Raw genomic sequence first — 13,295 nt, forward strand, 5'->3', positions numbered from 1 at the left:
CAATTAGATAATCGAGGGCAGACCATTTGTTCAGGCAGTCACTGCTCGAGTCGGTCAAGGCGCGCCTCCTCCATCCACAGCTCCAGGCCCTGCCGCTGCATGCGCGAATCCAGCGCGCGATCCGCCAACTGATCCTCGACGGTGCGCTGGCGCCGGGCAATCCGTTGCCGGCCTCGCGGGCGCTGGCGCAGTCGTTGGGGGTATCCCGCGACACCGTCGAAGCGGCCTATTCGCACCTGCATGCCGAGGGCTTCATCGAGCGTCGGGTCGGCAGCGGCAGCGTGGTCGCCGCGGCTACCCGGCTGTCCCCCGGCCGGCGCGGCGCGGGCGCTCCACGACGGGGCGGCGGCGCGCCGCGACTGAGCCGGCGTGGCGAGGCGATGCAGGCTGGCGGCGGGGTTCGCGAGCAGCTCGTCCCGCGCCCCTTCGCTCCCGGCGTGCCGGAGACCCGCACCTTTCCCCTGGCGACCTGGGAGCGCCTGCAGCGCCAGGTCCTCAAGGAATACGGCGCGCGCGCCCTGACCCATGGCGACCCGCAGGGTGCCGAACCGCTGCGCCAGGCGATCGCCGACTACGTCAACCTGGAGCGTGGCGCACGGGCCACGGCCGACCGGGTACTGGTGCTGACCAGTTCGCAACAGGCGCTGGGTCTTTGCGCCAGCGTGCTGCTCGACGCCGGCGAGCGGATATTCGTCGAGGACCCGGCCTACTACGGCGCGCGCAAGGCCTTCGAGGCCGCAGGCCTGGAGTGCCTGCCGGTCCCGGTCGACGAACAGGGCCTGCGGCCCGAGCCGATCCTCGCCCAGCCGCAGGCGGCGCGGGCGCTGTGCCTGACCCCGTCGCACCATTACCCGACCGGCGTGACCCTGTCGCTGGAGCGCCGCCTGGCGCTGATCGAATGGGCGCAGCGGCAGCAGGCATGGATCATCGAGGACGACTACGACAGCGAGTTCCACTACGCCGGCCGGCCCACCGCCTGCGTGCAAGGCCTGGACGCCCACGAGCGGACGCTCTACATCGGCACGTTCACCAAGTCGCTGTTTCCCGGCCTGCGCATCGGCTACATGGTCCTGCCGCCGGCGCTGGTGGCGCCGATGACCGTCGCCCGCTCCCTGCAGGACGGGCACAACGCCTCGCTGGCGCAACTGACCCTGGCGCGCTTCATCGCCGGCGGCCACTTCGGCGCCTACGTGCGCGGCATGCGCAATCTCTACGGCGAGCGCCTGGGATTCCTCGCGGAGCGGGTGGGCAAGCGTCTGGGCGGCCTGGTCGAGCCGCGCGTGCCGGCCGGCGGGCTACAGATGCCCGGGCTGCTTTGCGCGGGAATCGACGAAACGCGCGCCATCGCGGCGGCATACCGCGCCGGTGTCGAGCTGGTCGGGCTCAGCGCCCTGCATCTCGCCGCGCCACCGCGAGCGGGTTTCCTGATGGGCTTCGCCGCCTACACCACGGACGAGCTGGAGGCGGCGGTCGGGGTCCTCGCGAAGACCCTGCGCGGTTTGCGTGCGAATCCCTAGGCCGCCGGCAAGCGCTCAGTCGCGCAGGGCGTAGACGTAGGCATCGACCTGGGCGCCGTCGGCCAGCGTTACCCGGGTCGCCACGCGCCGGTATTCGCTGCCTTCGAATTCATCCAGCGCGGGCCAGTGCTCGGCGAGGCGGTCGGAGACGAACACATGGCCGTGGATTTCCTCGCCGTCGGCGTCGATCGCCAGGCCCGGAAAGCCCATCCCGGCACCCCAGCCCTTTTCCAGCAGGCGACCGCGGAGGCTGGCCGCCTGCCATTGCCCGCCGATCTTCTGCATCAGGTGTTCGTTGGGACGGCCGGGGCCGAGGCTGCCGTAGACGAAGAGTCGCTGCATCGATAACTCCCTTGAACGGAAGAGCGTGGGCGCAAGACGCGAAGCCTTCCGCCCGCGCCTTTCACTTGCTTGCCAGCGGTGGAGTACGCGGCGGCACGATACGCCGCGAGCCGGTCGACTCGAAGGCCGCGGCGAAGCGCAGCAGCGCCGAGTCGTCGTAGGCGCGGCCGGCGAAGGTCAGGCCCACCGGCATGCCGATGTCGGCCATCACCCCCATCGGTACGGTGACCGTCGGCACGCCGAGGTGGCGGATGGCGAGGTTGCCGTTGGCGACCCAGACACCGTTGCTCCAGGCGATGTCGGCCGAGGCCGGGTTGACGTCGGCGTCCGCCGGGCCGACGTCGGCGACGGTGGGGAAGAGCACGGCGTCCAGGCGCAGGCGTCGCATCCACTCCTCGAGGTCGATCCGCCGGGTTTCCTCGAGGCCGCGCAGGCCATCGGGGAGGGTCGCGATCCGGTCCCAGGGCTTGATGCCGCGCTCGGCCATCCGCACGTATTCGTCCATGCCGGCGGCCAGGTCGCCCTCGCGGTTGGGCAGGGTGCCGGGGTCGTGGGGGAAGATCTGCGGGCCGTCGACATCCGCCAGGCGGTTCAGCTTCGGATCGCCATTGGCGCGCAGGAAGTCGTCGAAGCCCCAGGCCGAGAGTTCCCACAGCTCGTCGTGGAGGAATTCCTTCGACACCAGGCCGCGGTTGAACACGGTGGGCGCGCCGGGTCGGTCGCCCTCGCAGTTCGACACCAGCGGGAAGTCCACCTCGATCACTTCGGCGCCGGCGGCTTCCAGGGCCTTGCGCGCCTGTTCCCAGAGGGCGATGACCGAGGGCCGGGTATGGATGCGCTGGCCGGTCGGGCCGCCGATCCCGGGGGACTCGCTGGTGCCCGCATCGGGGTCGGCGTTGATGAACATGCGCGGCACGCCGAAGCGCTTGCCGGCCAGGGCCTCGGCGCCTGCGGCCAGGGCCGGGTAGCTCGCCGGGCGTACCTCGGAGGCCTTGGGGATCGGCACCCAGGGCTGCATGCGCCAGAGGTCGCCGCGGGTATCGGGATCGTCGGCGACCACTACGTCGAGGATTTCCAGCAGGTCGGCCATGCTCCGCGCATAGGGCACCACCACGTCCATGGTCGGCGTCAGCGGCCAGTTGCCGCGCACCGAGATCACCCCGCGCGAAGGGGTGTAGGCGCACAGGCCGTTGTTCGACGCCGGGCCGCGCCCGCTCGACCAGGTTTCCTCGGCCAGGCCGAAGGCGGCGAAGCTGGCCGCGGTGGCGGTGCCGGCGCCATTGGAGGACCCCGAGGCGAAGGGCGCGGTGAGGTAGGCGGCATTGTACGGGCTCTCCGCGCGGCCGTAGACGCCGCGCTGCATGCCGCCGTTGGCCATGGGCGGCATGTTGGTCTTGCCCAGGCAGATCGCCCCGGCGGCGCGCAGGCGCTCGACGGTGAAGGCATCGCGCTGGGCCACCAGGTCCTTGAACGCCGGGCTGCCGGAAGCCGCGGTGAGGCCCTTGACCAGGTAGCTGTCCTTGGCAGTGTAGGGAATGCCGTCCAGCGGACCGAGGGGCTCGCCACGCGCCCGGCGGGCGTCGGAGGCCTGCGCTTCGGCCAGCGCATCGGGATTGCGCACCACCACCGCGTTCAGCGCGGTGGGCGTGCCGGGTGCATCGTAGGCGTCGATCCGCGCCAGGTAGGCCTGGACCAGTTCGACCGCCGTGGTACGACCGGACTCGAGCGCGTCACGCAGCTCGGCGATGGAAACCTCGGTGACCTCGATCATGCTGTCACCGCCTGGCGAATGGAGACGGGGAGACCGTTAGCGACGCTCATCATCGTTCCTCTTGTTCTCTGCTTGCTGCGACGGGGGCCGCGAGGCGGCCGGGTCGATACAGGGGATGCAGTGTACATCCTGGCCGGCGCTCGCGGCTTCCCTGGCGGGGCGCGGCAACGGCCTCGCAGGTCCTGGCCAGTGTCTGGGGTTGCCGCCGAAGCGCGGCGTCGGAGAAAGTCCGCGGGCTGTCGCCGGCCGCCGGCGAGGCGTAAGGTGCGGCGTCGGGGGGACCATTTCACACAGGGGAATCGTCATGACGAATCATCGTACCGCGCTGGTCACCGGCGCCACCCGTGGCATCGGCCTGGCCCTGGCCAGGCGCTTGGCGGCCTCCGGCTGGAGTGTAGTGGGCATCGCCCGCCATGCGAGCGACGACTTTCCTGGACGTCTGCTGTGCTGCGACCTGGCCGATCCTGCGCAAACCGCCGAGACGCTGCGCGGATTGCTCTCGGAAAGCGCCGTGGATGCCTTGGTCAACAACGCCGGGATCGCCTTGCCGCAAAGCCTGGAGAACCTCGACCTGGCCGCTCTGCAACAGGTCTTCGACCTCAACGTGCGGGTCGCCGTGCAGCTTGCCCAGGCCTGCCTGCCGGGGCTCAAGCGTTCGCCGGCGGGCCGCATCGTCAACCTGTGCAGCCGGGCGATCCACGGCGCCCGCGAACGCACCGCCTACGCCGCGGCGAAGAGCGCGCTGGTCGGGGTGACTCGCACCTGGGCGCTGGAGCTGGCGCCGCTGGGCATCACGGTCAACGCGGTGGCGCCCGGGCCGATCGAGACCGAGCTGTTCCGCCAGACCCGCCCGGTCGGCGGCGAGGAGGAACGGCGGATTCTCTCGACCATCCCCATGCAGCGGCTCGGGCGGCCGGACGAAGTGGCCGCGCTGATCGAGTTCCTGCTCAGCGAGGGCGCTTCGTTCGTCACCGGCCAGGTGATCGGTGTCGACGGCGGCGGCAGCCTGGGCGGTCGTTGAGGCCGGGGCTTCAGATCCGGCGGCTGCGCAGCAGTAGCCAGAGCAGGTAGAAACCGCCGAGCAGGCCGGTCATCAGGCCGATCGGCAGGTTGGCGACGTATGCCAGGCGCTGGCCGAGCAGGTCGGCGGCCAGCAGCAGGACCGCGCCCATCAATGCGCCGGACAGCAACGGCACCCCGGCCGAGCGGGTCAGGCGCCGGGCCAGTTGCGGGCCGGCCAGGGCGATGAAGGCGATGGGGCCGGCCGCGGCGGTGGCGATGGCGGTCATGCCGACGGCGACCAGGACCATCTGCAAGCGCACGCGCTCCACCGCCACGCCGAGCTGGGCGGCGCTGGCATCGCCCAGCTCCAGCACTTCCAGGCGACGACCGTGGTACAGCGCCAGCGGCACGCTGGCGAGCAGGCCCAGCGCTGCCGGGACGACGTGCGACCAGGTCCGGGTGTTCAGCGAGCCGGCCAGCCAGAGCTGGGCGTACATCGCCTGGTCGAGGTTGCCGGTGACCAGCAGCAGGCTGTTCAGGCCCGACAGGCTGGCGCCGACACCGATGCCCACCAGCACCAGGCGGTAGCCGCCGGCGGTGGCGCCCCGGCGCGCCAGCAGCACCACCGCCAGCGCCGTGCAGAGGCCGGCGGCCAGCGCCGCCAGCGAGGTGGCCAGCGGGCCGGCATCGAACAGGATGATCTGCACGATGGCGCCGCTGGCGGCGCCGGTGGTGAAACCGATGACGTCGGGCGAGCCCAGCGGATTGCGCGAGATCGACTGGAAGATCGCCCCGGCCATGCCCAGCGCGGCGCCGACCAGGCAGGCGGTGAGCACCCGTGGCAGGCGCACGCGCTGGACGATGCGCTGGGCGGTGGGGTCCTGGCCCTGGCCGAGTAGGCTGGCGAACACCTCTGCCGGGCCCAGCGCCAGGCTGCCGGTCCCCAGCAGGGCCGCCGCCAGCGCCAGCCCGATCCCCGCGAGGACCAGGCAGGCCAGCGCCGCCCGTGGCCGCCAACGCAGCGACAGGGAACCCTGGCGCAGGGCGTGGAGACCGTTCACAGGCGGCTCAGGCGGAAGCGCCTGACCAGGACGATGAAGGCCGGTCCGCCGAGCAGCAAAGCGACGATTCCGGCGGCGATCTCCGTCGGCGCCGCCAGCAGCCGCCCGAGGATGTCGGCGCCGAGCAGCAGGCCGGCGGCGATCAGCGCCGAGAAAGGCAGGATCCAGCGCTGGTCCGGTCCGGCCAGCAGTCGCGCGAGGTGCGGGGCGACCAGGCCGACGAAGGCGATCGGCCCGGCCAGGGCGGTCGCCGCGCCGGCCAGCAGCATCACCGCCAGGCAGGCGAGCAACCAGGTCAGGCGCAGGTCGACGCCGAGCGCCTGGCCAATCTCCTGGCCCAGGGCCAGGGCATTGAGCCTGGCGGCGAGGGCGAAGGCGGCGGCCAGCCCGGCGCCGATGGCCAGGCCCGGCCATCCGAGCAGGGCGAAGCCGCTGCCGGAAAGCGAGCCGGCGGCCCAGTGGCGGAAGCGGTCGAAGACTTCCGGCGGGGCGTTCAGCACGATGATCCCGGTCAGCGAGGCGAGCATCACCGACAAGCCGGCACCCGCCAGCACCAGGCGCACCGGGTTGGTGCCGGTCTCGCGGGCCTGGCCGAGAAGGAATACGGCGATGCCGGCCAGGCCGGCGCCGAGGAAGGCGCAACCGAGGTACTGGCCCATGCTCGCCAGGTCGAACAGCGCGACCCCGACGATCACCGCCAGCGCCGCGCCGGCGTTGATTCCCAGCAGGCCGGGTTCGGCCAGCGGATTGCGCGTCAGCGCCTGCATCAGCGCGCCGGCCACTCCCAGTGCCGCACCGGCCAGCAGCGCCACCAGGGTGCGCGGCAGGCGCAGTTCGCGTACCACCAGGTGGCGATCATCGTGCGGATCGACGGCTTGCAGGGCATCCAGGGTGACCGCCAGGGGCACCGGCCGCGAGCCCAGCGCCAGGCTGGCCAGGGCCGCCAGCGCGAGCAGCAGCGCGCCGGCGAGCAGGCCCCAGGCGCGCAGGCGCCGGCGGCGCATCGGGGACGCTTGCATAAGCGGACTTCCTGCGAACGGGCGCATGGCTCAGCGGAAATGGCGGGCGACGTTGTCGATCATCTGCCGCCCCGAGTAGTAGTCGATGCGGAAGGAACTGGGGCCCAGAGCGTACACGCGCTTTTCGCGCACCGCCGACAGGTTGGCCAGCACCGGGTCGGCGAGGAACGCCTGCACGTCGTCGTCGCTGGCGCCGAGCAGGAACACGCTGTCGCCGGCGATGGCGGCGGGCAGGTTTTCCCGCGAGATGAACTGGAAGTCCGAGGCGCGCGTCACCTTGCCCGCCAGCGCCTCCGGTAGTTCCGCCACCTGGAAGCCGAGGGCTTCGAGCAGGCGTGCCTGGGGGCTGGCCTGGCGGCCGATGGAATAGCTGCCGGCGATGTTGTAGCCGACCACACTGACCGGGCCCTGCGGCGGCGCGATGGCCGCGGCGACTTCGGCGGTGTAGGCGTCGAAGCGCTGGATGGCGGCCTGCGCCTGGCGTTCCAGGCCGGTGTGCCGGCCCAGCTCGGTAGCCAGTTCCTGCCAGCTGTGTTTCGAGTAGTCGACCACCAGCGTCGGTACGCCCTGCGCCTCCAGCTCCGCACGGTATGGCGCGGCGCTGTCGGCGCCGGTGGCGGAGGCGACCAGCAGGTCCGGATCCTGGGCGATCACCGCTTCGATGTCGAAGCGCAGGTTGCGGTAGAGCACCTCGACGCCACGCTGGTCGGCGACCTTCGCCCATTGCGAGAAGAAGCCCTTGGCGTCGGTCAGGCGACTTGGCGTGGTGGCGGCGCTGGCCACCAGCGGCGCGTCCATCGCCAGCAGGATGCCGGTGACGCTCGGGGTGGTGGAGACGATCCGCGCCGGCTTCGGCTCCCCGGCCGCGGCGAGGGTGGCGAACAGGCTCAGGGCGAGGGCGAGTAATGGCAGGGCGGAGCGGCGGCGGGTCGGCATGAAGGCTGTTTTCGCTGTAGGGGAAGCCGGGCGGACGGATTCATATGATAATGCTTCTCATGCAGTCTATTCCATAATGTAGAATCGATTCCACATATTCGAGCCATCTCATCCAGGAACCTCCCATGACCCATCGCCTGCACGCGGACGCCGTGACCTTGCGTCGCGACGCGCGGACCGTTTCGCGGAATCTCTCGCTGGCCATCCCCGAGGGTTCGTTCAGTGTGATCGTCGGGCCCAACGCCTGCGGCAAGTCGACCCTGCTGGCGGCATTGTCGCGTCTGTTGGCGCCGGCCGAGGGCCGGGTGGTGCTGGATGGCAGGGATATCCACAGCCTGCCGGGGCGGGAAGTGGCGCGGCGTCTCGGCCTGCTGCCGCAGAGCGCGCTGGCGCCGGATGGCATCACGGTGGCCGAGCTGGTGGCGCGCGGACGCTATCCGCACCAGTCGTTCCTGCGCCAGTGGTCGCCGGCGGATGAGCGCGCGGTAGCGGCGGCGCTACGCGCCACGCGGGTCGACGGCCTGGCCGAGCGACCGCTCGACGCGCTCTCCGGCGGCCAGCGGCAACGCGTGTGGATCGCCATGGTGCTGGCGCAGGAAACCCCGTTGCTGCTGCTCGACGAGCCGACCACCTACCTGGATATCGTCCACCAGATCGAATTGCTCGAACTGCTCGCCGAGCTGAATCGCCAGGGGCGCACCATCGTCGCCGTGCTGCACGACCTCAACCAGGCCTGCCGCTATGCCTCGCACCTGATCGCCATGCGTGACGGCGCGATCCTCGCCGAGGGCGCGCCGGCGCATATCTTCACCGAGCGTCTGGTGGAGGAGGTGTTCGGCTTGCGCTCGTTGATCATCGCCGACCCGGTCAGCGGCACGCCGCTGCTGGTGCCGCGCGGGATCGCCGCCGACGCGCCGGGCTGAGGTGGCTCAGCGCGGCGGCGGCCGCATGCCGGGATGGAGGACCAGGCCGCCGGTGGACTGGTTGACCTGCAGCGCCTCGTGGAACAGCGCGTCGCGGTCTTCCGCCGACTGCAACTGGCCGAGATCGGTCACCGTGGTCATCGCGCAGACGATCTCCTGCTGGGCGTCGAACACCGGCGCCGCCTGGCCGGTGACATTCGACAGCAGGTGGCTGGTCAGTTCGGCCCAGCAGCGCTCACGCACCTCGTCGAGCAGCGCGCGGCTCGGCGGGCTGCCGCGGAAGTGCGCCGGTTGCTGCTTGCGCGCGGCGTCGACCACGGCCTTCGGCAGGAAGGCCTGGAACACCAGGCCGCAAGCGGTATTGTCGATGGGCAGGATATCGCCCAGGGCCAGCGGGTTGATCGAGAAATAGGCGCTGCGGTACCAGCGCACCAGGGTCGGGCCGCGCTCGGTCCAGATCGCCACCCCGCCGCTGGCGGCATGCCGTCGGGCCAGGGCCTTCATGTGGCGGGCGGCGATATCCACCGCGTCGATCCGCTTCAGCGCGCCTATGCCGATGCTCAGCGCCGCCGGCCCGAGGTCGTAGAGACCGCTGAGCGGGTCCTGGCGGGCCAGGCCTTCCTTCACCAGGCTCTGCAGGTAGCGGTGCGCGGTGGAGCCGCCGGTGCCGGTGCGCCGGGCCACTTCGCCGAGGGCCAGTTCGCCTTCGGCGTTGGCCAGGGTCTTCAGGAAGCGCGCGGCGATGGACACCGACTGGATGGTGCCGGAGCGCTTTTCGCCCGGGGCGTCCGGCATCTCGTCCGCCGGGGGCTGCGAAGTATTCAACGGCTCGGTCTCCTCACCACGGTTGATCCATAGGCTTCGGTCCGCGCTGCGGTGGCGCGGGCGGCGCCCATGATACCGATTCCCCGGGGCGGTGGGGCGCCGCGGAAGGGACGGGCGTAGGAGATTTCATATTTCGCAATGAGGAATGTATTCCCCATTGAGGAATTATCTGGCGGCGTGATAGCCTGAATGGAAAAGAGAGTCATTCCCATTTGGAGAAGATCCTTGAACGCCCGCACGCACCGCACGCTCAACCGGGGAATCGGCGTCGTCACGCTGTCCACCCTGCTCGCCTCGCCATCGGCACTGGCCCGGGAAAACCCGCCCGCCGAGGACGAACCCGCCGCCCTCGAGGCGCTGGTCGTGACCGGCGAGAAACGTGAACGCTCGCTGAAGGACACGGCGTCCTCGGTATCGCTCACCAGCGCCCGCGACATCGACCGCAAGCAGACCGGCAACGCCTCGGTCGCCGAGGTGATCAATGGCAGTCCCAACGTGGTCTACACCGACTCGGTGGGCGCGCCGATCATCCGCGGCCAGGACACCCAGGGCCCGAACAACGGGCAGAACGTGTTCTGGGGCGGCACAGTGCCGCGGGCGACGATCAACCTCGATGGCCACTACCTGAACTACAACGAGATGTTCTTCGGCGCGACCTCGGTCTGGGACGTCGACAGCATCGAGGTGTTCCGCGGCCCGCAGACCACCTCCCAGGGCGCCAACGCCATCGCCGGGGCGATCATCGTCAACACCAAGGACCCGACCTTCAGCCCCGAGGCTGCCTACCAGGCGGAGATCGGCAGCTACCATTCGCGGCGCAGCTCGATCGCAGTGTCCGGCCCGCTGGCGCAGGACTTCGCCGGGCGCCTGGCGGTGGACTACGCGGGCCGCGACACCTTCATCGACTACGACAACCCGAAGTTCCAGGACAGCGGCACCGACCAGGACTTCCGCGCCCTCAACGCGCGCGCCAAGCTGCTCTGGCTGCCCAGCGGAATTCCGGGCCTGGAGAGCAAGTTCACCTTCTCCCACAACGACAGCAACCGCCCGACCCAGGAAGCGGCGACCCGCCCGTTCGACAAGCTCGACCATCGCTCGACCACCATGCCCAGCTGGGAGCAGGACACCAACACCAGCATCCTTGACGTCGCCTATGACCTCGACAACGGCATCCGCCTGTTCAACCAGGCGCAGTACTCGCTGTCCTCGGTGCACCGCACCACCGGCGCGGGCGGCGAGGGCGACGCCGATATCCGCCAGAAGAACGCCTCCAACGAATCGCGGATCAGCTTCGGCGAGCAGGAGGACCGGATCAGCGGCATGGGCGGGGTCTACTACGCCCGCACCCGCACCGACGAGACACTGCACCTGCGCGGGCTGTCGGCCTTCGACGACACGAAGAAGAACCTCGGTGTGTTCGGCGAGCTGAACTACCGCCTGAGCGACCGCTGGACCCTGACCACCGGCCTGCGCTACCAGGAGGATCGCATCGAGCGCAGCGGCAACTCGGTGCTGGCGCCGCGTCCGCTGGACTACCAGAAGACCTTCTCGGCCTTCCTGCCGAAAGTCTCCCTGGCCTTCGCCGCGACCCCGGACTGGACCGTCGGCGGCCTGGTCAGCCGCGGCTACAACCCCGGCGGCGTGTCGCTCAACCTGACCACCCGCAACTGGGCCTACTTCAAGGAAGAAACCATCTGGAACTACGAACTGTTCACCCGCGCCAGCCTGCTCGACGGCCGCCTGCTGCTGAACGGCAACCTGTTCTTCATGGATTTCAAGGACGCCCAGTACAACATCCCGGTGGTGGTTTCGCCGGGGGTGGCGCAGTCGTACACCATCAACGCCGAGAAGGCCCACGCCTACGGCATGGAGCTGGACCTCGACTATCGCCTGCGCGACGACCTGCGGCTGAAGGCCAGCGCCGGCGTGCTACGCACCCGGATCGACGAGATGTCCGGCAATACCGGCTACGAGCACAACGAGTTCGCCCGCTCGCCGGGCTATACCCTCAGCTTCGGACCGAGCTGGGATGTCACCGAGCGCCTCAACCTGAACGCCCAGGTGCGCTACCTGGACGGCTACTACTCGGACACCGCCAACACCAAGGCCTACTCGATCAAGGCCTACACCCTCACCGACGCCCGCGCCAGCTACCGCTTCAACGACCAGGTGCAGCTCTATGGCTACGTGAAGAACGTGTTCGACGACCGCTCGCCCACCTACATGCAGGAAAACCGGGGGATCGGCGGCATCGAGGCGAGCATGACGCAGCCGCGGACCCTCGGCATCGGCATCAAGGGCACCTTCTAGGCGCCCCGAGAAGCCGGCCCCGCGCAGGGCCGGCCCAGCCCCAGAGCCCATACAGGAGATTGGCACGATGAGTACCCCGAAACGCCTGCACATCGGCATGTCGCTGGCCCCCACCTGGCTCAGCGGCGATGCCTGGCGGCGCCCCGACAGCAATATCGAAGGCATCTTCGGCAGCGATTTCGCCGTCGACATCGCCAGGCGCTCCGAAGCCGCCCACCTCGACTTCGTGTTTCGCCCGGACGTCAGCAGCCTGCCACTGGACGTGCTGGAGACCGGCTCCGGCTTCGCCAGCCTGGATCCCACCGTACTGCTTGCCGCGGTCGCCCGCGAAACCTCGCGGATCGGCCTGGTGTCGACGGTCTCCACCACGTTCTATCCGCCCTACGTGGTGGCCCGGCAGCTGCAATCGCTGCACTGGATCAGCAACGGCCGCGCCGGCTGGAACATCGTCACCGCGCTGCAGGGCCACGAGAACTTCGGCCTGGACGCGATGCCCGATGCGGAGCAGCGCTACGCGCGCGCCGCCGAGTTCACCCGGCTGGTGCACGACCTGTGGGACAGCTTCCCCCGCGAGGCACTCCTGGTCGACCGCGAGAGCGGCCGCTACGCCGACGTTTCCCGGGTGCACCCGGTCGACCACGACGGCGAATTCCTCAAGGTCAAGGGACCGCTCAACCTGCCGGCCTTCGGCGAGGCGCGGATTCCCCTGGTGCAGGCCGGCGCCTCCGAGAGCGGGCGCGACTTCGCCGCCTCGGTGGCCGACCTGGTGTTCGCGCCGACCCCGGACAAGGAGGCTGCCCTGGAACTGCGCCGCGACCTTTCCCGCCGCGCCGAACGCCACGGTCGCTCGCCGCGCGACGTGCGCCTGCTGCCGGGCTTCAGCCTGTACCTGGCGGAGAGCCGCGAGGAGGCGCGGGAAATCTTCATGCAGACCCACGCGCGCCTGGACCGCGCGCGCAAGTTCGCCACGATCAGGCAGATGCTCGGCCTCGACCTCAGCGACTGGCCGCTGGACCGGCCGATTTCCGCGGCCGACCTGCCGCCGCCGGTGGCCAACCCCGGCAGCCGCACCCACACCGACCTGCTGCGGCGCCTGATCGAGCGCGAGACGTTACGCCTGGACCAGTTGCTGCTGCGCCCCGAGGTGGTTTCCGCGGCGCACTGGCAGGTCATCGGTACGGTGGACGATGCCGTCGAGCAGATCGTCGACTGGGCCGCCGCCGGCGCCATGGACGGTTTCATCGCCGCGCCGGGAGGCTCGGTCGGCTCGCTGCGGCTGTTCCTCGAACAGGTGGTGCCGCGCCTGGTGGAAAAGGGGCTGTTCCGCGAGCGCTACAGCGCCACTACCTTCGCCGGGCACCTGGCAGAGGAATGATGGAAAGGGCCGGCGACGGCCGCGTCCTGGCGGCGATGGCGAGCGAGTGACCGCCTGCGGTTGGCCGCCTGACGGGCCCGCTGTATCGCAGCACGCCATCCGACCGGTGGGGCGTGGTACAGGCGAGGGAGCCTCTGCCTTGGCGTAGATACCGTCGTACCCCGGGGATCATCCGGACAGGTCGCAGCCTGGGCAGCGCTGGCCGTCGGCAGGC

The 13,295-nt window shown here is 70.3% G+C and carries 11 protein-coding genes; 5 read left to right on the forward strand and 6 right to left on the reverse strand.

The annotated features are described in order from the left end of the window. The first annotated feature begins 26 nt into the window (after positions 1-26). Entirely contained in the window at positions 27-1,517 is a 1,491-nt protein-coding gene (locus tag LE197_RS33045; RefSeq protein ID WP_003101316.1) for a PLP-dependent aminotransferase family protein, read from the forward strand. A gap of 15 nt (positions 1,518-1,532) precedes the next feature. On the opposite strand, the gene LE197_RS33050 is transcribed toward LE197_RS33045, so the two are convergent. Both LE197_RS33050 and LE197_RS33055 read right to left on the reverse strand, forming a co-directional pair. Next, positions 1,533-1,859, reverse strand: coding sequence for a gamma-glutamylcyclotransferase (locus tag LE197_RS33050; protein WP_003112991.1), 327 nt, complete (start codon positions 1,857-1,859; stop codon positions 1,533-1,535). Between the two features lie 61 nt (positions 1,860-1,920). After that, on the reverse strand, positions 1,921-3,630 hold the full coding sequence (locus LE197_RS33055; RefSeq protein WP_003101313.1) for an amidase: 1,710 nt from the start codon (positions 3,628-3,630) through the stop codon (positions 1,921-1,923). 304 nt (positions 3,631-3,934) lie between these two features. Between LE197_RS33055 and LE197_RS33060 the strand changes: the two genes are divergently transcribed. Further along, positions 3,935-4,651, forward strand: coding sequence for an SDR family oxidoreductase (locus LE197_RS33060; RefSeq protein WP_003101310.1), 717 nt, complete (start codon positions 3,935-3,937; stop codon positions 4,649-4,651). Positions 4,652-4,661: 10 nt separating this feature from the next. On the opposite strand, the gene LE197_RS33065 is transcribed toward LE197_RS33060, so the two are convergent. From LE197_RS33065 to fepB, 3 genes are read right to left on the reverse strand one after another with little or no spacing between them, the layout of a single operon-like run. Further along, the gene (locus LE197_RS33065) at positions 4,662-5,693 is read right to left on the reverse strand and encodes a FecCD family ABC transporter permease (RefSeq protein ID WP_003112992.1); all 1,032 of its coding nucleotides are present in this window, start codon (positions 5,691-5,693) and stop codon (positions 4,662-4,664) included. After that, positions 5,690-6,712, reverse strand: coding sequence for a FecCD family ABC transporter permease (locus LE197_RS33070; protein ID WP_003112993.1), 1,023 nt, complete (start codon positions 6,710-6,712; stop codon positions 5,690-5,692). Before LE197_RS33070 ends, LE197_RS33065 begins: the two co-directional genes overlap by 4 nt. 30 nt (positions 6,713-6,742) lie before the next feature. Further along, positions 6,743-7,648 (reverse strand): Fe2+-enterobactin ABC transporter substrate-binding protein, encoded by a 906-nt coding sequence (fepB, locus tag LE197_RS33075; protein ID WP_003093531.1) that lies wholly within the window; start codon positions 7,646-7,648, stop codon positions 6,743-6,745. A gap of 125 nt (positions 7,649-7,773) precedes the next feature. On the opposite strand from fepB, the gene LE197_RS33080 reads away from it, so the two are divergent. Further along, positions 7,774-8,571, forward strand: coding sequence for an ABC transporter ATP-binding protein (locus tag LE197_RS33080; RefSeq protein WP_003093530.1), 798 nt, complete (start codon positions 7,774-7,776; stop codon positions 8,569-8,571). A gap of 6 nt (positions 8,572-8,577) precedes the next feature. On the opposite strand, the gene LE197_RS33085 is transcribed toward LE197_RS33080, so the two are convergent. Beyond that, the gene (locus tag LE197_RS33085) at positions 8,578-9,366 is read right to left on the reverse strand and encodes an IclR family transcriptional regulator (RefSeq protein ID WP_073666442.1); all 789 of its coding nucleotides are present in this window, start codon (positions 9,364-9,366) and stop codon (positions 8,578-8,580) included. A gap of 255 nt (positions 9,367-9,621) precedes the next feature. On the opposite strand from LE197_RS33085, the gene LE197_RS33090 reads away from it, so the two are divergent. Next, positions 9,622-11,706 (forward strand): TonB-dependent receptor, encoded by a 2,085-nt coding sequence (locus LE197_RS33090; protein ID WP_003093526.1) that lies wholly within the window; start codon positions 9,622-9,624, stop codon positions 11,704-11,706. 67 nt (positions 11,707-11,773) lie between these two features. Further along, entirely contained in the window at positions 11,774-13,081 is a 1,308-nt protein-coding gene (locus tag LE197_RS33095; protein WP_003104777.1) for an NtaA/DmoA family FMN-dependent monooxygenase, read from the forward strand. The last annotated feature ends 214 nt before the right edge of the window (positions 13,082-13,295 follow it).

The organism is Pseudomonas sp. PS1(2021) (assembly GCF_020405165.1).
Lineage (GTDB): Bacteria > Pseudomonadota > Gammaproteobacteria > Pseudomonadales > Pseudomonadaceae > Pseudomonas > Pseudomonas aeruginosa.

Excerpts from the sequence above, each read along its gene's own strand:
- LE197_RS33050 (WP_003112991.1), bottom strand. The coding sequence starts at position 1,859 with ATGCAGCGACTCTTCGTCTACGGCAGCCTCGGCCCCGGCCGTCCCAAC.
- LE197_RS33055 (WP_003101313.1), bottom strand. The coding sequence starts at position 3,630 with ATGATCGAGGTCACCGAGGTTTCCATCGCCGAGCTGCGTGACGCGCTC.
- LE197_RS33060 (WP_003101310.1), top strand. The coding sequence starts at position 3,935 with ATGACGAATCATCGTACCGCGCTGGTCACCGGCGCCACCCGTGGCATC.
- LE197_RS33070 (WP_003112993.1), bottom strand. The coding sequence starts at position 6,712 with ATGCAAGCGTCCCCGATGCGCCGCCGGCGCCTGCGCGCCTGGGGCCTG.
- fepB (WP_003093531.1), bottom strand. The coding sequence starts at position 7,648 with ATGCCGACCCGCCGCCGCTCCGCCCTGCCATTACTCGCCCTCGCCCTG.
- LE197_RS33080 (WP_003093530.1), top strand. The coding sequence starts at position 7,774 with ATGACCCATCGCCTGCACGCGGACGCCGTGACCTTGCGTCGCGACGCG.
- LE197_RS33085 (WP_073666442.1), bottom strand. The coding sequence starts at position 9,366 with ATGCCGGACGCCCCGGGCGAAAAGCGCTCCGGCACCATCCAGTCGGTG.
- LE197_RS33095 (WP_003104777.1), top strand. The coding sequence starts at position 11,774 with ATGAGTACCCCGAAACGCCTGCACATCGGCATGTCGCTGGCCCCCACC.